General features: G+C 40.4%; 16 protein-coding genes. 8 read left to right on the top strand and 8 right to left on the bottom strand.

From position 1 onward, the window contains the following. Nucleotides 1-236: 236 nt before the first annotated feature. The 4 genes from ureC to XEN7305_RS05395 all read right to left on the bottom strand — a co-directional run bounded on the left by ureC (nt 237) and on the right by XEN7305_RS05395 (nt 3,846). A complete protein-coding gene (ureC, locus tag XEN7305_RS05410; RefSeq protein ID WP_006508344.1) occupies nt 237-1,943 on the bottom strand; it encodes an urease subunit alpha in 1,707 nt (568 codons plus the stop codon). A gap of 45 nt (nt 1,944-1,988) precedes the next feature. Then, a complete protein-coding gene (locus XEN7305_RS05405; protein WP_006508343.1) occupies nt 1,989-2,354 on the bottom strand; it encodes an urease subunit beta in 366 nt (121 codons plus the stop codon). Nucleotides 2,355-2,381: 27 nt separating this feature from the next. Beyond that, on the bottom strand, nt 2,382-2,690 hold the full coding sequence (locus XEN7305_RS05400; RefSeq protein WP_040896838.1) for an urease subunit gamma: 309 nt from the start codon (nt 2,688-2,690) through the stop codon (nt 2,382-2,384). A gap of 193 nt (nt 2,691-2,883) precedes the next feature. Continuing rightward, nucleotides 2,884-3,846, bottom strand: a complete 963-nt coding sequence (locus XEN7305_RS05395; protein ID WP_006508341.1) for an ABC transporter permease — start codon at nt 3,844-3,846, stop codon at nt 2,884-2,886. A gap of 94 nt (nt 3,847-3,940) precedes the next feature. On the opposite strand from XEN7305_RS05395, the gene XEN7305_RS05390 reads away from it, so the two are divergent. Continuing rightward, a complete protein-coding gene (locus XEN7305_RS05390) occupies nt 3,941-4,525 on the top strand; it encodes a Uma2 family endonuclease (RefSeq protein WP_006508340.1) in 585 nt (194 codons plus the stop codon). A gap of 48 nt (nt 4,526-4,573) precedes the next feature. Here XEN7305_RS05390 and XEN7305_RS05385 read toward each other — a convergent pair whose 3' ends face one another. Beyond that, the gene (locus XEN7305_RS05385) at nt 4,574-5,257 is read right to left on the bottom strand and encodes a type 1 glutamine amidotransferase domain-containing protein (protein ID WP_006508339.1); all 684 of its coding nucleotides are present in this window, start codon (nt 5,255-5,257) and stop codon (nt 4,574-4,576) included. Nucleotides 5,258-5,916: 659 nt separating this feature from the next. Between XEN7305_RS05385 and XEN7305_RS29675 the strand changes: the two genes are divergently transcribed. After that, a complete protein-coding gene (locus tag XEN7305_RS29675) occupies nt 5,917-11,940 on the top strand; it encodes a phycobilisome rod-core linker polypeptide (protein ID WP_006508338.1) in 6,024 nt (2,007 codons plus the stop codon). 242 nt (nt 11,941-12,182) lie between these two features. On the opposite strand, the gene XEN7305_RS05370 is transcribed toward XEN7305_RS29675, so the two are convergent. Next, nucleotides 12,183-13,562: an NAD(P)/FAD-dependent oxidoreductase gene (locus tag XEN7305_RS05370; RefSeq protein ID WP_006508337.1), complete on the bottom strand. Its 1,380-nt coding sequence runs from the start codon at nt 13,560-13,562 to the stop codon at nt 12,183-12,185. A 377-nt stretch (nt 13,563-13,939) separates the two neighbouring features. Here XEN7305_RS05370 and XEN7305_RS05365 point away from each other — a divergent pair, with 377 nt between their 5' ends. Next, the gene (locus XEN7305_RS05365) at nt 13,940-15,010 is read left to right on the top strand and encodes a hypothetical protein (RefSeq protein WP_006508336.1); all 1,071 of its coding nucleotides are present in this window, start codon (nt 13,940-13,942) and stop codon (nt 15,008-15,010) included. Between the two features lie 67 nt (nt 15,011-15,077). On the opposite strand, the gene XEN7305_RS05360 is transcribed toward XEN7305_RS05365, so the two are convergent. Then, nucleotides 15,078-15,545, bottom strand: coding sequence for an NAD(P)H-quinone oxidoreductase subunit N (locus XEN7305_RS05360; RefSeq protein WP_006508335.1), 468 nt, complete (start codon nt 15,543-15,545; stop codon nt 15,078-15,080). A gap of 176 nt (nt 15,546-15,721) precedes the next feature. Here XEN7305_RS05360 and XEN7305_RS05355 point away from each other — a divergent pair, with 176 nt between their 5' ends. The 5 genes from XEN7305_RS05355 (at nt 15,722) to XEN7305_RS05335 (ending at nt 19,613) form a co-directional block, all read left to right on the top strand. Next, nucleotides 15,722-16,144, top strand: coding sequence for a hypothetical protein (locus XEN7305_RS05355; protein WP_006508334.1), 423 nt, complete (start codon nt 15,722-15,724; stop codon nt 16,142-16,144). Nucleotides 16,145-16,607: 463 nt separating this feature from the next. Next, entirely contained in the window at nt 16,608-17,087 is a 480-nt protein-coding gene (locus tag XEN7305_RS05350; protein ID WP_006508333.1) for a hypothetical protein, read from the top strand. 186 nt (nt 17,088-17,273) lie between these two features. Beyond that, nucleotides 17,274-18,041, top strand: a complete 768-nt coding sequence (gene cysE / locus XEN7305_RS05345; RefSeq protein WP_006508332.1) for a serine O-acetyltransferase — start codon at nt 17,274-17,276, stop codon at nt 18,039-18,041. 46 nt (nt 18,042-18,087) lie between these two features. After that, on the top strand, nt 18,088-18,969 hold the full coding sequence (locus XEN7305_RS05340; protein ID WP_006508331.1) for an NAD(P)-dependent oxidoreductase: 882 nt from the start codon (nt 18,088-18,090) through the stop codon (nt 18,967-18,969). Between the two features lie 20 nt (nt 18,970-18,989). Further along, entirely contained in the window at nt 18,990-19,613 is a 624-nt protein-coding gene (locus XEN7305_RS05335; protein WP_006508330.1) for a hypothetical protein, read from the top strand. A gap of 143 nt (nt 19,614-19,756) precedes the next feature. Here XEN7305_RS05335 and XEN7305_RS05330 read toward each other — a convergent pair whose 3' ends face one another. Beyond that, nucleotides 19,757-19,975 carry a DUF2283 domain-containing protein gene (locus tag XEN7305_RS05330; protein WP_006508329.1) on the bottom strand — a complete coding sequence of 73 codons (219 nt, stop codon included), beginning with the start codon at nt 19,973-19,975 and terminating at the stop codon, nt 19,757-19,759. Nucleotides 19,976-20,256 lie beyond the last annotated feature (281 nt).

Raw genomic sequence — 20,256 nt, 5'->3', positions numbered from 1 at the left:
CAATGTCTCGATGACTGTCTCTATATATCCTAAAAGCACTGTGAAACTAAGCGCTTTGACTTCCATAAATTAGCTCACTCTTGATTTCTGACTTTTTTCTATCTTGCTGCGCTACCGTAAGCCTAGTTCTGTATCCCCTGTTACTTTCGAATTTGGAATTGCTGTGATAAAGTTTTTGACCTATATTCCATTCAGAGATTATGGTAGCTTAACGAGTCAAGGCTTTGCGCCGTACTTCAACGAAACATATATAATCTCCCCAAAGGCACCTGAGCAACCGGTTCACACATTGCCAATTCTCCATCGACTGTCACTCGAAAAGTGTCAGGATCGACTTCAATATCAGGACAAACATTATTACGATTGAAATTAGATTTAGATAAAGATCGAGTCCCACTAACAGGCAAAGCTGGCTTAAGCAACCCTAGGCGATCGCCCAAGCCATTATCAATTGCTGTTTGAGTCATAAAGGAAAAAGAAGTCGCTTGCGGAGCAATCCCAAAACTACTCCATTGAGGTCGATAGATAATCGGTTCGCAGGTCATCAAAGAAGCATTGGACTCCCCCATAGGTGACCAAGCAATAAAGCCACCCTTAATAATCAATTCAGGCTTAATACCAAAAAATCCAGGTCGCCACAAAACAATATCCGCAATTTTTCCTGGTTCGAGGGAGCCGACATATTTATCGATACCATAGGTGATAGCCGGATTAATAGTGTATTTTGCTAGGTAACGTAAAGCTCTTTGGTTATCGTTGCGATCGCTATCTTCTGGTAAAATGCCTTTCTGGTCTTTCATTTTCGAAGCCAATTGCCAAGTACGACAGATGGTTTCGGCGATCCGTCCCATGCCTTGACTATCCGAACCCATCATGGAAATTGCCCCCATATCATGGAGGATATCCTCGGCGGCAACAGTTTCGGCACGAATGCGAGATTCGGCAAAAGCAACATCCTCAGGAACTCTGGGGTTGAGATGATGACAAACCATCACCATGTCTAGATGCTCGTCAAAGGTGTTAATTGTAAAGGGATTAGTGGGATTTGTCGAAGAAGGCAAACAATAAGGATAAGAGGCAACTTTAAGAATATCTGGGGCGTGACCTCCGCCGGCACCTTCAGTATGATACATATGGATCGTGCGACCTGCGATCGCCTTGATGGTATCCTCTACATAACCTGATTCGTTCAGAGTATCTGTATGCAACTGAACCTGAAAGTCATATTCATCAGCCACCGCCAAACAAGTATCTATTGCCGCAGGCATTGCGCCCCAATCTTCATGAATCTTTAGTCCGATCGCACCACCTTCGATCTGCTCTATTAAACTAGCAGGCAAACTGGAACTACCTTTCCCCAAAAAGCCAAAATTAATCGGAAAAGCTTCGGTCGCTTGTAGCATTAACCCCAGATTCCGCGCTCCCCCCGAACAGATCCCGACAGTGACAGGCCCCAAACCGCCACCAATCATCGTCGTAATTCCACTAGAAAGAGCCTCCTCACACAGACCGGCACTGTCAAAGTGAACATGACCATCAATTCCGCCAGCCGTAGCAATTAACCCTTCAGCTGATCGGACATCTGTATTGGCGCTAACGATTAAATTGGGTGTTACTCCATCCATAATATCGGGATTGCCCGCCTTGCCGATGCCAACTATCTTGCCATCTTTAATGCCTAAGTCAGTTTTAATGATTCCCAACACCGCATCCATGACAATGACATTAGTTAAAACTAAATCTAAGGCCCCTGCGGCTGCGGTCACTCCTGGGACTAAACCTAAGCCATCTCGCAAGGTTTTCCCGCCACCAAAAACAGATTCATCACCATAAACGCCGGTATCTTCTTCAATTTCAACAATTATGGATGTATCTCCCAAGCGAATGCGATCGCCTTTAGTGGGCCCAAATAATTCTCCGTAACGTTCGCGATTGATTCTCATGAGTTGGTTTGTGGGTAGTAGGTATTAGTTTAGGAACAAAGACTTTTAGGCTATATGACCTGAATTTCGGGCATTGGCGATCGCAATATCTTTTGCTTCAGGAATATCTAGTGCATTATTGGTTAAATTATTGAGTCCGATCACTCGTCTGTTTCCTCCCAGAGCAACCAATATTACTTCCTTGGTATCTCCAGGTTCAAAGCGTACAGAGGTTCCCGAAGGAATATCTAACCGAAACCCAAAAGCCGCTACGCGATCGAATATTAAAGCTCGATTGGTTTCAAAAAAGTGAAAATGAGAACCAATTTGAACCGGGCGATCGCCAGTATTAGCGACAGAAATGGTTTTTTTCTCTCTACCCGCATTTAGCTCAAGCTCATCTTCTGCAAAAAATATTTCACCTGGAATCATAGACTTAACTCTTAAAAGATTAATTGTTTACGGCAAACCAATAGGATTATGAATGCTAATTAACTTCGTGCCATCGAGAAAATGCGCCTCTACTTGAATCAAAGGAATTAATTCAGCTACTCCTGGCAAAACATCATCAGTTGTGAGTAACCTTGCCCCTTCGCTCATTAATTGAGCCACGGTCTTATCTTCTCTGGCTCCTTCGACCATGACATCGGTAATATAGGCGATCGCTTCTGGTACGTTTAATTTAATGCCTTTAGCCTTGCGACGACGAGCAATTTCGGCAGCAGTAAATATGGTTAATCGCTCCATCTCTTTTGGTGTTAAATACACTCGCTACCCCTTTTGTGATTTTACATTTGTGACGAATTCACTGGTTATGAGCTAAATATATTTAGCTTGGGTTTATTTTTGTTGATTAATATATTAATTACCGAGAAATAGGCCGACAAAATGTATCAAATGAACAAAATGCGATAAATTAACAAATCTGCCATTTTGTCTAAAAATAAGTAGTCGTATGAGTCTAATCGTTAATAGTGATTCGAGGATCTAGAAAAGAATAAAGCAGATCGGCGATTAGATTGAAAAGTACAATGAGAATGCCATAGATAAATGCGATCGCCATCACCACAGGAGTATCACTGCGATAAATCGATTCAATTAACAAAGCACCAATTCCAGGAACCCGAAATACTTGTTCTGTGACCAAGGCTCCAGTGAAAATAGCAGGAATGTCGATCGCGATTAAGGTCACCACAGGAATCATGGCGTTGCGCAAAATATGATTTTTTACCACGGCAAAATAACTTAAGCCCTTTGCCAAAGCAGTGCGAACATATTCTTGTGGTAATTCTTCGGCCACAGCAGAACGAATAAATCGCATTAAGATGGCAGATTGATATAAAGCCAAAACCGCAACGGGCATGATGGATTGTTTGATTTGTGCCCAAAAACTCGACCAACTATCGACTTCTAACGTACTGTCATAAATAAAAGGGAACCAATTGAGCTCAACACTGAAAACAATAATAAATAATAATCCTGTAAAAAAAGTGGGAATGGAAAATCCGACAAAGGCGATCGTAGTAATAATTTGATCGGTAATAGAATTGCGTTTTAAAGCCGAAATAACGCCCAATGGCACAGCAATTAATAGCCCCAAAATATAAGCTGAGCCAACTACTGCTAAAGTTGTGGGTAAACGCTGTAATAAAATTCCTGAGACGGGACTCCGAGAAGTAAAAGAATAACCCAAATCACCTGTTAAAAAATTACCCAGCCATTTGAAATAACGAATATAGGCTGGCTGGTCTAGACCTAATGATTGACGAATATTGGCTCTCACTTCTGCTGTAATTGCTGGATTAGAGGCAAATTCTCCTAAAGGGTCTCCAGGAGCCAAGGCCAAAATCGTAAAAATAATTAGACTAATTGCCAGTAGAGTTAGTATTGCGATAAATGAACGCTTTATTAAATATAGAATCATTAATATTTAGGTACTATGCTCAAACAAGCTTACTACCAATCAAATTAAAAACAAGAGATAATATTATTAGATAAGAGATCAAAATATCTATTCTATGCAACTTCTAGAAAAAACTGATTTACCCAAACCGGAAGAGAAAATTACTCTCTACAATGTTACCTGGGAGCAATATGACACTTTGGTTTCTGTGTTTATGGATCAATTCCCTGGTTTGCGGATGACTTTTCTTGAGGGAACATTAGAAATTATGGGTACATCTTCAGAGCATGAACGACTTAAAACAATTATTGCGCGTTTGCTAGAAATGTATGCTGTAGAAAAACGAATTGCTCTCAATGGCTATGGCAGTACAACTTTTCGGAAAGAGGCAAAACAAAGAGGATTAGAGCCAGATGAATGTTATTGTTTAGGAGAATTAAGAGAAGTACCTGATATCGCAATTGAAATTGCTATAACTAGTGGTGGCATAGATAAGTTATCTGTTTATCAAGGATTGGGTATTACGGAGGTTTGGTTCTGGCAAAATAATCGATTTGTTCTATATCATCTCAGGCAAGAAGAGTATGAAAAAATCGATTACAGTGAATTTTTACCGGATTTAGATTTAGTTTTACTCAGTCAATTTGTTAATTACGATAATCAAACGGAAGCGGTAATTGCTTATAGAGATGCTCTGTAAACTGTTTGTTGTTAGATTATTCAAGAAGCATTATTTACTCATTAAAATTTACAACGAACTTAATTTTTGTAAAACCGCTTGAGCCACAGCTTCTGAAGAAGCCGGATTCTGGCCAGTAATTAGATTACCATCAGAGACAGAATAAGACATCCAATCTGCTGCTCTACTGAAATTACCACCATTTTTAATGAGTTCATCTTCCACAGAGAATGGCACAACATCAGTAAGTTTAACTTGAGCTTCTTCTGTATTAGTAAAACCTGTTACCGACTTGTTTGTAACCAAATAAGAACCGTCTTGAGTTTTTGCATGGCGTAGAACTCCTGGGCCATGACAGACCGCCGCAACTGGTTTGCCAGACTCATAGATGGTTTCGATTAATTTAAGGGAATGAGGATCTTCCGCTAAATCCCATAATGGGCCATGACCTCCAGGATAAAACACAGCATCAAAATTTTCTGGAGCAATGTTGGACAAGACCAATGTGTTGGCTAAGGCTGCGATCGCAGCTCGATCATTGTGGAAACGTTTGGTAGCCTCTGTTTGAAAATCTGGCTCATTACTTTTAGGATCAAGAGGAGGTTGACCACCGAGAGGAGACGCTAGAGTAATTTCCGCCCCCGCATCGAGAAAAATATAGTAGGGTGCGGCAAATTCTTCTAGCCAAAAACCTGTTTTTTCCCCTGTGTTTCCTAGTTGATCGTGAGATGTCAACACCATTAATATTTTCATGACCAAAACTGTAGTTCTCTCTAATATTTTTGAATTCAAGTAGCAAGCTATCATACAAGCCTTGGAAAAAGAAGAATGTCGTTTTAATCAACTAGTTCTCCATCGTGACATACTACCCTAATTCTTAATCATGCTTACAACAATGCCTATAAAGCACTTAGATGATTAACTTAATTGAGTTGACATGTTTGTTGTCGATATCATCCATTGCTTTTCGAATTAAAAATTCTTCTTAGCAAAACTTCAAAATATAATTTTTATTAAGAGTAGAAACTTTTGGATAGCCAATCACCGTAAAGTATTTTGGGATGGGGAAATGCTGATTCTTTATAGTTTTGGCTGCGAAAATAAGCAATACTGGATCAAGCGTAATGAGCTTTATTCGGTTTTCGGCGATCTTGATGCTGTTTTTTGCGATCGCTGTTTCTCCTAAATCTCATTTGTTTTATTGCAATATGTTCTTAAATTGTTACAAATTTTATAAGGTCTGCTTTTGCTGCAAATATTGAGGTTAGGACATTGACCTCTGGGTGAGACAAACAGTTTTCTCGTATTGTCTTGAACCTGAAATCTCACGATGAAACATTGTGGGAATTTGTTGAATATTCACAATTACTTTCACTACTACACAATTATGCTGCCGATTAGGGGGTTAGAAAATGAGTAAGCAAGCTAGTGCGACAATTAGCAGAGCTTCGGAACTACAATTCAATCCACAAAGTTTTGATTTAGCGGCCTATCTCCAGGCCAAGGGCGCGATCGCTGCGGTTATTCCCGCAGAGGCCAAAGTCAGAACTCCCGAACAAATCATTAAAGAGTTGTTTGCTCTGCCAGCTCCCGATATTAGGGATTTATACATAAGAGCTTTTGGCGATAATCAACCAGTAGAGCTCACCAGTGGCGCTTCGGTTGAAGATTTCCAACTGATTATCCGAGCTGCCTACAAACAGGTTTTTGGGAATGCTCATTTGATGGAAAGCGAAAGATTTCCCGAGGCCGAATCACAACTATGTAGTGGTCGTATTTCGGTGATGGAATTTATCCGTCAGTTAGCCAAATCCGATCGCTACCGTACATTGTTTTTCGATAAATGCCCTAATGTTCGCTTTGTTGAGTTGAATTTTAAACATTTACTCGGTCGGGCTCCTGAAAATGCCGCTGAAATCTCAGAACATATCAAAATTATTGCAGAAGGCGGATTTGAAGCAGAGATTGATTCCTATATTGATAGTGATGAATATTTTCAAAGTTTCGGCACGATCATAGTCCCTTATCACCGCATATTTGCGACTCAAACCGATAATGGTTTAGTTGGGTTTACTCATTTATTCAAATTATTACAAGGTGCTTGTAGTAGTGACAAATCGAACTCTATAAGTTTTAGTCCTACATTACAAAAATCTTTATTTGGGAATACTGCTAGCAAGGTTAATTGGCTTTCCACGGTGCCGAAAACAGCTCCTAGTGTCTCACCTTTTGAGGCAAATATAGCAGAGCTCACAGAATCCTATGTAGCAGAAGTAGTTAAACCACCAAAACCCGCTCCTGAACCAACAACTCTTACGATTGAAGAGGCGCAGGATAAGGACTCAGCTATTTTTGGGGCTTGGAGAAATCAATTCGATGAGCTACTTAATGAAGAATTTGCTGCTGATAATAAAGTAGAAACTCGGGTTCGTGAAGCAGGACGAGATGCTACTGCGGGCAGAAGATTTAATTCTGAGGGTTTTGATCTGGCAACTTATTTGCAGGTAGAAAAGGCCGCGAACTACAAACCAGTCACTGAGGCAAAAACAGGGTCAGAAGTCGTTAGTAAATATACTAATGCGTTTCGCGATCGCCCCGTCGTAGAATTTGCGCAGAACAACTCAGTCGAAGAGCTAGATCTAGTTGTCGAAGCTGCCTATAAGCAAGTTTTTGGTAATGCTTACATCATGGAAAGTGAGCGAGTAAGCGAAGCTGAATCTCAACTACGCAGTGGACGCATTTCCGTAATGGAGTTTGTCCGTCAACTAGCAAAGTCAGATCATTACCGCACCATATTCTTCGAGCGTTGCACTAACTTAAGAGCGATCGAACTTAACTTCAAACATCTGCTAGGTCGTGCTCCTGCCAATGCAGCCGAAATCTCAGAACATATTCAGCTAATTGCCAACGGTGGATTTGAAGCAGAAATTGATTCCTATATTGATAGTGATGAATATTTCGAGAATTTTGGCACGAAAATTGTTCCTTACTATCGTGGATATGACTCCCAAACGGCAAGCACTTTAGCCGCCTATACAAATTCTTTTGGTATTTTACGAGGAGCTTGTAGTAGCGACAAATCAACCCTTGGTGGAGCTGCTCCGATTTTACAGCAATCCCTTCTGGGTAATAAGGCGAGTAGTATTGGTGATATTTCTTCGGTTCCTGAATCTGTAGAACGTTTATCACCTTTGGGAGATCTAGAATTTCAGTCCCAAGAATATTTCTTCCCTGACAGACCAGAATTCCCCGACATGAATCTAGGGATTCCTGGATATAAATCACCAGAATTTTTGGCGACTCCTGTTGAGAGAAATCAAATCATTAAAACAGGAATTGCTTATCCTGTCCCTGATTATATTGGGCCAACAAAAATCTTTAACGGTGATGCTGGTGAAGATCTAGCAGTAGTGATTAACGCCGCTTATAAGCAGGTATTTGGTAATGCCCATCTAATGGGAAGCCAGCGATTGGTTAGCGCTGAGTCGCGATTGATAAATGGTCAACTTACTGTCAAAGAATTTGTTCGTGAATTAGCTAATTCTGAATTGTATCGCGATCGCTTCTTTAATAATTGTTCTAACATCAGAGCTGTTGAGCTGAACTTCAAACATTTACTGGGTCGTGCTCCTGCCAATGCTGCTGAAATTTCCCAACATATTACAACTTTGGTTGAAGAAGGATTTGCAGCCGAAATTGATTCATATCTTGATAGCGAAGAATATGAAAGTAATTTTGGGGAAAATATAGTCCCCTATTACACAGGCAGTAAGACTCAAACTGGTCAAAGCCTGGCTGGATATACCAGAATATTCCAATTACTTAAAGGTGCTTGTAGCAGCGATCGCTCTTTAGCCGAAGGTAGTCTTCCTCAACTTCAAGGGACCTTGCTTCGCAACCAAGCAAGTTTCATCGAATCTGTCAGTCTTGAGTTTCAGGATGCACCTCAAACAAATGAAGGAGCAACAGCGCAAACTAGTACTTTTGATTTGGCAAGCTATGTTGCAGAACAAGAAGCTACAAGAAAAGCAGAACTAGAAGTTGTGGTTGAAACTGTAGCCCCAGAAATTGCTAGCAACTTTACTAATGCCTTTTCTGAGATTAAACCATTAGAGTTAATTCCTGGTGCTAGTTCAGTTGAAGATCTAGATTCAATTATTGCCAACGCTTATAGACAAGTGTTTGGGAATGCCTATCTGATGGAAAGTGAAAGATTATCTGTTGCCGAATCTCAATTGCGCAAAGGCAATATTTCCGTTAGGGAGTTTGTTCGCCAATTGGCAATCTCAGAGCATTATCGTCGTTCATTCTTCGATAAATTCACTAACCTCAGAGCAATTGAATTAAACTTCAAACATTTATTGGGTCGTGCTCCGGAGAGTTACCAAGAAATCTCTGAACATATACAGCTGATTGCTGAAGGTGGATTTCAAGCGGAAATCAACTCCTATATCGATAGTAATGAATATCAAAATGCATATGGCGAAGATATTGTTCCTTTCTATCGTGGTTATCAGAGTCAAGTTGGCAAGAATCTGATCGGATATACCAACTCCTATCAATTACTGCGAGGAGCTTCAACTAGCGACAAAGCGAGTCTTGGAGGAGCCAGCACCAGATTAAAATCTAATTTGCTGCAGAATAATTCAAGTCAAATTAGTCCTATTTCTACGGTGCCTGATTATGCAACAGAATTTAATCCTTTAGCCGTCCCCAGACCAGTTCCCAGCACCGAGGAAATAATTGCCAAAGCCCTTGGTTTACCTTACGTCAAACCAGCTGTCCAACCAGCATTCCCTTCTATTCTTGAGTCGAGAACCTCCCCGGGAGTAGAATCGCGCCAAGATACTCTTAATTTGATTACCAAGGCTGTGGGATTGCCAGAACCCAAAGTGGTAGATCCGATTAAGACCTACATCAAGAGCGAAGCTCAATCTATCAGCAAAACGGCAGAAATTTATCAGCAATATGAAGTTTTACGGAAAGAAAATCCTGTAGAATTTTTGCCTCAAACAATTAGTGCAAGTTATCTCAATGCGTCTAATGGTAAAGAGCCAGTAGTGATGAACGGTAGTTCTGGTCAGGCTGTAGAGATAGTAATTGAAGCTGCTTATAAGCAGGTCTTTGGTAATGTTCACTTGATGGAAAGTCAGAGACTAACGGACGCTGAGTCTCAGTTCCGCAATCGGGAAATTAATGTTGCTGAATTTGTTGGGAAACTGGCCAAGTCCGATTTGCATCGTTCTTTGTTCTTTGATAATTGTTCTAACCTCAGAGCTATTGAATTGAACTTTAAACAATTACTGGGTCGTGCACCGGAAAATGCTCAAGAAATATCTGAGCATATTGAGATTTTAGCCAGCGGGGGCTATGAAGCCGAAATTGATTCTTATATCTATAGCGAAGAATATACTCAGAATTTCGGTGGGGATGTTGTTCCTTACTACCGAGGATTTGCGACTCAAACAGGAACTAATGTAGCAGCATATACCCATTCCTATGAATTATTCAGAGGTGCTAGTACTAGCGATCGCGCTACGGCGGTCATCTCTGGTGCCAGATTGCAAACATCCTTGCTTCAGGGCAGTCCTAGTCGGATTCAACCCCTATCTACTGTCCCCAAGGATGCGCCATCGATTTCTCCCGTCAAAAAAGTTGCCAAGAGTGCTGTTTCAGCTTCCAGCAATGGGCACCAAGATAATAATTATCTGCCATTTGTTCCTGCTGTGGCCTCTGCGCCTGAGTCGGCTAGTAGCAATCATCTCAATGCGATCGCGGATGATCAGCCTGTGGAGTTGAGGAATCGTGGTTTTGGTGAAAACCTAGACTTCGTGATTAAAGCTGCTTATAAACAAGTGTTTGGTAATGTTCACTTGATGGAAAGTCAGAGATTAACGGGCGCTGAATCGCAACTTTGCAATGGCAGTATTGATGTTGCAGAATTTGTTGGTAAATTAGCCAAATCGGAGCTGTATCGGCAACTATTCTTTAACAACTGTTCTAATCTAAGAGCCATTGAACTGAATTTCAAACATTTGCTTGGTCGTGCCCCAGCAAATTCCCAAGAAATCTCTGAGCATATTCAAATTTTGGCTAATGGCGGATTTGATGCGGAGATCGATTCTTATATTTATAGTGAAGAATATCAGGATAATTTTGGCTCGAATGTTGTTCCCTACTTCCGAGGATTTGCCACTCAAAGAGGTAATGATCTTGCAGGATACACCCATTCCTATGAAATATTGAGAGGTACCAGCAGTAGTGATAGCACAAATAATGGTTCTAAGCTGCAAAGTTCTCTGCTAGCAAATAATCCCAGCACGATTAATCCACTTTCTAGTTTTGTCCCAGAAGTTGTCACACCCAAGCCACCTAAAGCTATCAGACCGGATGATCTGCCAACCTATGTGCCCCGCTATCAACCTCTGGCACAACCAGTTTCCCCCGCAGCAGTTTCCTGGCAGACTCAATATAATGTGTTGGCTAATGCTAGTCCTGTGGAATTGGTTCCCGGTAGCTCGGATCAGGAGGCAGAAATTGTCATCAAAGCTCTTTACAAACAGGTCTTGGGCAATGCTTATGTCATGGAAAGTGAGCGTTTCCCCGTTGCAGAGTCCCAGCTCAAGAAGGGTAATATTAGTGTTCGCGAATTTGTGCGGATGCTGGCAAAATCTGAGCTATATAAATCCCGTTTCATTGATAATTGCCCTCGTTATCGCTCCCATGAGCTTAACTTTAAACATATCCTAGGTCGTGCTCCTGATAGTTACCAAGAAACTATCTATCACAGCAATATCTTAGATGCTCAAGGTTATGAGGCTGATATTGATTCCTATCTCGATAGTGATGAATATCAAACTGCTTTTGGGGAAAATATTGTTCCTTACTACAGAGGTTATAAGTCTCAAACTGGTAAGAATCTTTTGGGCTATACCAATATGTTCAAGATGTTGCCGAGTATTTCTACTAGTGACAAGGCAGGCATGAGTGCTAATAGTCCTCGTTTGGCTACAGCTTTGATTTATAAAAATTCTGGTGGTAGCTTACCTACTCCTGATATCAATCAGTTAATTAGAGATGCTCTTAAACCCAAAGCTGTTCCGGCAAATGATACTGCTGAGATAGCTAAGTTACAACAGGAATGCGAACAGCAATCTAGGGAACTTGAGAGTCTTACCGCTCAGCTCGAAGAGATGGAAGCTATTTCTGGCTTTGCTTATGCTGGTTCTTGGAAACCTGCCGTTTCTGGTGATACTTCGGTTGTTGCGAAAATCTCTGGTGTTTGTGAAACCCCTGGCAGTATTCAAGAATGGCGCAATCGCTCTAATGATCTCAAGGATCAAATCACAGTTATTCAAGGCAAAATTGCCGAGCGTAGAAGTGTCAGCGCGATCGCAGAATCTCGTCTTAATAAATGGCGTACTCGTTTCTTTTAAGAGCTACAAGCTGTCAGCTATGAGCTTTAAGCGATCAGTCAATAAGATTAGAAAATAATATTGAACTCTCACTCGTATTAGTGGGAGTTTTTTTTCTTAAAGCAACGGGCTGTCAAGGGTGATATGGCGCTACGCGCAAGTCAAAAGTCAAAAGTCAAAAGTCAAAAGTTTGCTAATGATAGGTTTGAGCTTTTACCAATGTCCTAACCAAAATGCGTAGTGCTATATGTAAGCAACAGAGCCTAAACCGATACTGGTTTTTGCACTGAATCCTTGGTGTTTTGGCTAGACTTTCCTGGTTGTTGAGGAGGTTCTATTTCCAATTGCAGAGTAGATGTTTCCGTAATTAGACGTGCTCCTCTGCCCAAAGTGATATAGTTCCAGGCCCACTGGATCATGACTACTAGCTTGTTGTCAAATTCTATTAAATAGTAGATGTGAGCAAATGCCCAAATAATCCAGGCGATAAAACCCGAGAAGCTAGCAAAGTTAAGATCCGCTATGGCTTTGTTTCTACCTATTACAGCCATGCTACCAAAATCATCATATTCAAATGGCTTAATGGTTTCACCTTCTAAGCGTTTAGCAATTAATGTGGCGACATATTCTCCTTCCTTCATTGCTACAGGAGCAACTCCAGGTAGAGAGCTATCCCCTTGATGAGTGTAGTTAGCTAAATCTCCAATTACAAATATGTCGGAGTAATTTTTGATGCTTAAGTCTGATTCGACTATTACTCTACCAGCCCTGTCTAATTCTGCCCCAGCGCGATCGGCTAGAACCTTACCCATAAAGGAAGCTTTTACTCCGGCTGCCCAAAGAATAGTGTGAGCGTTGATGGTGTTAGTTGTGTTGCCTTGACGAAAAGTTACAGAGTTATCGGCGATATTCGTGACTAAGGTTTTAGTGAGGACATCGACCCCGAGTTGTTCTAAAGCTTGTTGGGCATTGGTCGAAGATTCCTCAGGATAAGGAGGCAAAATACGATCCATACCTTCAAATAACAATATTTGGGCTTGGGTAGTATCGATATCTCGAAAATCATTCTTCACTGACTGATGGGCAATTTCTGCGATCGCACCAGCTAGTTCTACCCCAGTCGGGCCACCACCGACAACCACAAAAGTTAGTAGAGCTTTGCGTTTTTCGGGATCGTTTTCTTTTTCTGCTGCTTCAAATGCCATAAAGATTCGACGACGCATTTCTAGGGCATCTTCTACCGTTTTTAATCCTGGGGCATCATCTTGCCACTGATCGTTACCGAAATAATGATGGCTAACTCCTGTCGCCACAATTAAGGCATCGTAATTTAATTCGTCTCGGCCTTCCAAAAAAACTTTTTTTGCTTCTGGATCGATGTCTACAACTTTATCTAGTAAAACCTGAGTATTTTTGTGTTTACTCAGAACAACCCGTAGTGGGGAGGCAATGTCTGCCGGAGACAAAGTCCCTGTCGCGACTTGATATAGCAAAGGTTGAAATAGGTGAAAGTTACGCTTATCAATCAAAGTGACTTTGACAGACGCATCTTTAAAAGATTTAGCTGCATAAAGTCCGCCAAAACCACCGCCGACGATAACTATATGAGGAAGCGATGTCTGCTTAGTTGGAATGTTGTTCATGATTAAAATTTGGGGCTTGATAATTAGAGATCTTTGTTGGATAAATATGAACAAAAAATTGGCTTTAAGCGGAATAGCATGAAACTTTTTTGTTTAGTTAATATTATTGATAGCATCTAGTTTTTGATAGTGATGTAGCGATCAGAACAAAAGCAAGATAAATATTTTAAATATTAGCAATTCATGATATTTTGACTAGGACTTCGTTCTTGAAGGCAGAAGGCAGGAGGCAGAAGACAGGGCAAATCTCGATAAAACCGCCCCGCTAATTGAAGAAGCAATTGCTCGGCGTTGTTGGCAATCTAACCGGAAATCTGGAATTTTCTCGTTATAATCATTAAACCGACTAGTAATACCTGATGAATAGCATCTAATATATGGCGAGAACCATTCAGCAAATCAAGCAAGAATTAGCAGCATTAGAACAAACTGTAGCTGAAACTGCCACTCAACTTCAGACTACCTATGATGAGTATTTAGATATATTAGGCGAGTCAGGACAAAAGCAATTAATTCTCGCTAGCTATCAACTCTGTACCAAAATATACGCCGAATCTTTTTTGAAGCTTAGTTTTAGTCAACGTCAAAAACTCCAAGTAAAATTAAGAGAATTAGGAAAAGAAATTCAACCCGAACTAAAGAAAAAATATAAACCGTCAAAAGCAAGTAGAGAACAAGCAGATCTGAGCTTGATTGCGGAAATGCTGAAGAATTTACCTCTAAACAAAATGGGTCAATCCACAGATGGGGAGGACGAACCGGATGAGAATAGGACTAATGCTTCGAGTATAGAGGGCGACCTAGCAGAATTAATAGCAAAAAATACAGATGGTATTGTCTTAGAAAATGGCAAAGCAATTGTCGTTGATGGTAATCAGGTGATTAGCATCGAAAGGCAAAATACAGAAGAAACTGAAGATGTGGACGCAGAGAATTCTGAAGACGAAGAATACCAAGAGTCAGAAGAAATTCCCGAAACAATTAATTTAAAAGATCCCAATAGTCTACTAACTTGGCAAGGAAATATTGAAAAGCAAATCAAAAAGACTCTAGATAATATCTCCAAGAAAGCGAATATAATCTTGCGAGAAAGGGATATTGTTCCCCAAAGACTGCCCATAAGAATCATGGAAGTAGCTCTACGCAATGCTGAGACTGGTTCTCGCATGAATAAAGTCAAAAATATTCCTAATATTTTGAGTTTGGTTATAGAAGTAGACAAAGGTAAAAAGTCTAAGCACAACACTAATTATGGCAATATAAGCCTGCTACGCCTCAAGTTGTTGGAAATAGAGTTTTCTGCTCCCAATTTAAGCAATAAAAGAAATGAGATTCGTAATCTGCTAAAAAATATCTCTCGACTTCAGAAGATTTATCAAGAGAAAAAACAAGAGCATGCCATGGCAGAAGCTGATGCTGCCTGGCGTGCCAGCTGGTATGAAGACTAAAAGAAGGGATGAAGGATAAAGGATGAAGGATGAGGAGGAAAAAGCAAAGTCCTGCCCCCTGCCTTCACTAGGCTGCTAAAGCTTCCCAATGAATATAGCGATCGCCGCCGACTTCCAACACGACTTTTATCCGAGGTTCGATCTTCGGTAGGTTAATTAGATATTCTTTCTCCTGACGAGATAAGATATTGCCTTCAATAATCCATAACACTAGCCCCTTGGAGTTCTCCGGCAAAGTCGATAACTCATAAGTTGCGATCGGAGGCACAAAATAAATTTGACCAACTGCCGCGTCCTGACCAATAGTTTTCTTCCCCAAGTGAGGTGGTCGAACTCCATGTACAGTCGTCAAGTATGCGGGCAAATCTCCCAAACCCCGAGCTGTAATATTAATTGTTTGATAACCAGCCGCTCTGACTCTTCTTTGATAGCGTCCTTCGATGCCTCCTTCTAGGGGTACGTATAACCCCAAAGCACCATGTTTTTCTAGATCTCGGATAAATCCTTTGCCGGTAACAATTAGTCCTAGTCCCATAATGTCTTAAAAATTTAGTTCAGGGTTATTAAATAAACTATCATCCCGTACATTCTATCTGTTCTGCGTTTTTTTCACGAAAATTATGTTGTACCCTCAAAATTTACTGACTATTTAGTGGGAATTTAAAGAGAAGGATTGTAAAGTAATATTAAGTAAAAGAGAATTTTTAACATATGCCCAAACCAACACAAGCTCATTTAGACCGTACAGTTGATAAAAATCAACCATTAGAAGTCAGAAAGAAAACTCTAAGTCAGATGTCTTATTACATGGGAGCGAAGCTTCTAGAAGTAGGAGTTGACCCTCAAGCTGTTACCTATCGCTGGTCCGTCAAAGATCGGCAAACAGAGCAAGTTTGTACCCTCAGTGCCTTTTGGGGAAGTTCACGGAAAAAGTTGTTGTCTGGAGAAGAGCCCCTCACTGGTGCAGAGCTAATTGATTGCGCTAGAGGTAATGGCTATACTGGCGTTGAGAATACTGCTAATCTATGCGGCTATTCTACCAAGATCAAAGATTTTCAGTCAGCACTGAAGCAAGCCTGTGAAGAAGTGGGGTTAGATATCGCAGCCACCAACTCACTGAGTAAATTGATCTAGTGCCGCTGCGCGGAAGTAATGAGTAATAAGTAATGAGTCCCATCTTCGTGGGATCGAGATAATAAGTTTTGATACATTAGCTTTTTGCTCTTCGTTGATAGATAGCTTATTTACGCCCGCGTCCACTAGTATTTATCCTTCGTAGGGGGGATTAACCAATCGCCCTTACATAGCTACATAGTTGTATAGTTTTTATTGGTGATGGCTGTGTGACCGCATGCATTTTCCAGTATTGTAACCGGGCTAAATAAAATCATTTCGGAAATTATAGAGAAATATAGGTTTACAACTACACACATAAATATCTATTAAGTCTTCATATAATACAGACTGGAAATGCCTTAAAATTAAGGGAAATCACTGATGCATATCTGCGTGTTTTGGCTTAGCTGTATTCAGGGTTTTATGAGTTGTTGCTAGGAATAGCTATTCGTTCTAATGAATACTGAAGAGAGATGAGACAATGAGAAAGTTCTATCTTGCCGGTTATGGGGTTGTGATTACAGGGCTCGCATTTTTCCCTGCGATCGCGAGCTTTGCGCAAAGACCGCCCCAAGACCATTTCATCCTCGCTGCTGATTCTAGTCAAACTTCTGCCATTGTCACAGGCAGTACGGGAGGGGGCTATTCTTTGGCCTCTATTATAAATCGCGATCGCGATGGTAATCCCTGCATGGGCTATGGTGACCCAGAACCAGATCATGTCATGGTTTTGGAAAATGAATTTTCCCAACTGAGCTTAAAAGTTAATAGCCGAGGTAGTGATACTACCCTAATTATTAAAGGCCCAGGGAAAAATAATGTCCGTTGCGGTTTCGGTAAAAATCATCATCGAGATGCCTTGGTTAAAGGTTCTCAATGGCCATCAGGAGAATACAAAATCTGGGTTGGTTCTGTTACACCCAATCAAAGAACAGGCTACCGCCTTTCCATTCAACAGTAGCTATTCAACGATAGGTAAACAAAAGAATCAGGAATAAAAATCAGCATTTTAGCATTTTCCTCATCCCTCATCCCTCATCCCTCATCCCTTTTTCGAGATCGGCTGACACGAATTGAGTTAGTGATCGCAAAATAGCAATGTGACGATAAAATGGTTAGAGATTAAAATCAATCAGAAATTTAACCCGTGTTATCTTCCTTAGTCGCCGACTTCCGCATCATCTTTGACCGTGATCCAGCAGCCCGCAATTGGCTAGAAGTCTTATTTTGCTATCCAGGACTACAAGCCTTAATCTTGCATCGCTTTGCTCATTGGTTATTCCTTATGAGAATTCCTTTGATTCCTCGATTGATATCTCATATGAGTCGATTCATTACAGGTATCGAAATTCACCCAGGTGCTCAGATTGGGCAGGGAGTGTTTATTGATCATGGTATGGGGGTTGTCATTGGAGAAACCGCAATCATCGGCGATCGCTCTTTAATCTATCAAGGCGTAACTTTAGGCGGTACAGGGAAAGAGACAGGCAAAAGACATCCTACTTTGGGGGAAAATGTTGTTGTCGGAGCAGGAGCCAAGGTTCTAGGAAATCTGCAAATTGGCGAAAATGTTCGTATTGGGGCCGGTTCCGTTGTGCTGAGGAATGTTCCTTCCGATTGCACCGTAGTAGGAATTCCTGGAAGAATAGTCCATCGTTCTGGGGTCAAAATAAATCCTTTGGAACATGGCAATTTACCTGATTCTGAAGCCACTGTAATTAGAGCTCTTATAGATCGCATCGAGTCTTTGGAACAAGAAGTTCAGCAGTTGAGATCTTCCCATTCCCGTAATAATTCTCTGGTTGCTTCGGTATTGTCTGAATCAACTAACAGCGAAACGGGAGAATCTTGTAAATTGAAAAACAAAGAAATTGTCGAATTTCTTGAAAGCACTTGTGAATCCAATGGTCTATAGATAATTTGTTTGTAGATAATGGCTGATCGCAAGGCGTTTTTAGACTATGAAAAAACTTCTCGTTACTGGTGCTAGTGGGTTTTTGGGCTGGAATTTATGCCAGGAAGCATCGGCAAAATGGGAAGTTTTTGGCGCTTATTATTCTCATGCTGTCAAGATTGCGGGCGTTACTTTATCCCAAGTAGACCTTAGAGAATATGAGCAACTCAAGGAATTATTTTCTGCCATTAAGCCAGATGCTGTGATTCATAGTGCAGCAGCTTCTAAGCCCAATTATTGCCAACAAAACCCTCAAGAGTCCTATGAAATCAATGTAACGGCGTCTGTTAATATTGCCAAGCTCTGTGCCGAGTATCAAATACCATGTGCTTTTACCTCTACGGATTTAGTATTTGATGGCCAAGGTTCTTTTTATCAAGAAAGCGATCGCGTTTGTCCCATTTGTATTTATGGGGAACAAAAAGTATTAGCAGAACAGAAAATGCTGTCGGTTTATCCTAAAGTTAGCATCTGTAGAATGCCTCTGATGTTTGGCTTACCTTCCCCTGTGGCTAATAGCTTTCTTCAAGGATTTATTAGTAGTTTAAAAGCTGGTCAAGAGTTGAATTTATTTGTCGATGAATTTCGGACTCCTGCCAGTGCGATCGCCGCGGCCCAGGGATTATTATTGGCTATTGAAAAACAAGTATCTGGGATATTGCATTTAGGGGGAAGAGAGAGAGTATCTCGTTACGAGTTTGGTTTATTGCTAGCTGAAGTGATGCAGTTGCCCAAAGAGTTGATACGATCAGGCAAACAATCGGATATTGTGATGATTGCACCGCGATCGCCTGACACCTCTCTTAATAGTAATAAAGCTTTTGCTCTAGGATATAATCCCTTGCCATTAAAAGAGGAATTGATTAAGATTTATCGTCAAATCAGTTAGAAAATATTGTCTTGTAGAATATGAAAATCTTATTTCCTGCTACTGTCATTACTTTAGTCACTCTGGTTGCTGCGGCTAAAGCTATTGCAGCTGCTGATGTAGGACTCCATATTGAATTTAGCGAGATAAAAGACACTTTTCATCGTCATCTGACCAAATATACTGGAGATTGTCCTGGGGAATCTTGGTCAGGCGTTGCCCAAGATGGAGACTTACGATTTATTGATCATAACTTTGAGCCCAATAAGCAATTAAAAGTGAATCTGATTAATGTCTCTACAGGTAAGAAAATCACTAGAGATTATAAAAAAATTCAACGAGGTTCTAATGATTTTACTTTAAAACAATTGGGAAATAGTGATGGGGAGCATAATATTGAGTATCAAATTTATGATAAGAGTAGCAAGGAGACAATAGCTACAGGAAATTTTACTTATACTGTGACATCTTCTGAAGAGACTAAACAAAGAGATGCCCAATGGAAATTAGAATTATATTGTGAGAGTGATTCTAGTGACAAGTTGAAAGATTGTGATACTTTAGGCAGTCGCAAAGTCAAGTATTGCAATGGATCAAGAACTAGTGATGTCTATAATCAAAGGATCTTTAATTTGGATCGTACAACAGTAGAAATAGATCTTTAAATGGTAATAATTTTGCTATTGAGTGCAGCAAAGTTAAGCTTTAGGGAATAGGGAATAGGGAATAGGGAATAGGGAACGGGAACAATATACCTGATATGCTTTGAGAAACGCTATGGCACAAAATATTTAAATACAAATTAAAATCAGATTTTAACATTAGAAATAAACTCTACTACTAAAGGTTTTTCTCTTTCTAAATTACTAACACCCAGTACAGAAAACCCTAATAAATTTCCTTCTTCGTCAACTCTTTCCATAACGGCATCGTTATCTGTTTCTCTCATATATCCAGGTTTATCTGAAAACAAAACTTCTAAATAATCGCTTTCTTTATCAAACCAGACTTTTACTGTTGAAACCATAATATTGATACTTTTTTACTGCAAGTATGTTAACTATACTGTTAAACTAAATAGGGCTTGCTGGAAAAGATGAAAAGTAGAGCCAAAGAAGGCTACAGAGATCTCAAGGGAAGAAAAAATGAGGGTCAATGGACGGAAAAGCCTTAAAATTGGTGAAATCCCCTTGCACTAAATAAGCAAGAACAAATGTACTATAAATCACCTCAGACTTCCATTACGCCAGAAAAGTTTGAATTACCTGTTTCTGCTAAATTATCATTAGAGAATCGTTGGGTAATCAT

Origin of the sequence: Xenococcus sp. PCC 7305 (assembly GCF_000332055.1) — a bacterium.
Lineage (GTDB): Bacteria > Cyanobacteriota > Cyanobacteriia > Cyanobacteriales > Xenococcaceae > Xenococcus.
This window is presented reverse-complemented; position numbering and strand designations above follow the sequence as displayed.

Excerpts from the sequence above, each read along its gene's own strand:
- ureC (WP_006508344.1), bottom strand. The coding sequence starts at position 1,943 with ATGAGAATCAATCGCGAACGTTACGGAGAATTATTTGGGCCCACTAAA.
- XEN7305_RS05405 (WP_006508343.1), bottom strand. The coding sequence starts at position 2,354 with ATGATTCCAGGTGAAATATTTTTTGCAGAAGATGAGCTTGAGCTAAAT.
- XEN7305_RS05395 (WP_006508341.1), bottom strand. The coding sequence starts at position 3,846 with ATGATTCTATATTTAATAAAGCGTTCATTTATCGCAATACTAACTCTA.
- XEN7305_RS05390 (WP_006508340.1), top strand. The coding sequence starts at position 3,941 with ATGCAACTTCTAGAAAAAACTGATTTACCCAAACCGGAAGAGAAAATT.
- XEN7305_RS05385 (WP_006508339.1), bottom strand. The coding sequence starts at position 5,257 with ATGAAAATATTAATGGTGTTGACATCTCACGATCAACTAGGAAACACA.
- XEN7305_RS29675 (WP_006508338.1), top strand. The coding sequence starts at position 5,917 with ATGAGTAAGCAAGCTAGTGCGACAATTAGCAGAGCTTCGGAACTACAA.
- XEN7305_RS05370 (WP_006508337.1), bottom strand. The coding sequence starts at position 13,562 with ATGAACAACATTCCAACTAAGCAGACATCGCTTCCTCATATAGTTATC.
- XEN7305_RS05365 (WP_006508336.1), top strand. The coding sequence starts at position 13,940 with ATGGCGAGAACCATTCAGCAAATCAAGCAAGAATTAGCAGCATTAGAA.
- XEN7305_RS05360 (WP_006508335.1), bottom strand. The coding sequence starts at position 15,545 with ATGGGACTAGGACTAATTGTTACCGGCAAAGGATTTATCCGAGATCTA.
- XEN7305_RS05355 (WP_006508334.1), top strand. The coding sequence starts at position 15,722 with ATGCCCAAACCAACACAAGCTCATTTAGACCGTACAGTTGATAAAAAT.
- XEN7305_RS05350 (WP_006508333.1), top strand. The coding sequence starts at position 16,608 with ATGAGAAAGTTCTATCTTGCCGGTTATGGGGTTGTGATTACAGGGCTC.
- XEN7305_RS05340 (WP_006508331.1), top strand. The coding sequence starts at position 18,088 with ATGAAAAAACTTCTCGTTACTGGTGCTAGTGGGTTTTTGGGCTGGAAT.
- XEN7305_RS05335 (WP_006508330.1), top strand. The coding sequence starts at position 18,990 with ATGAAAATCTTATTTCCTGCTACTGTCATTACTTTAGTCACTCTGGTT.
- XEN7305_RS05330 (WP_006508329.1), bottom strand. The coding sequence starts at position 19,975 with ATGGTTTCAACAGTAAAAGTCTGGTTTGATAAAGAAAGCGATTATTTA.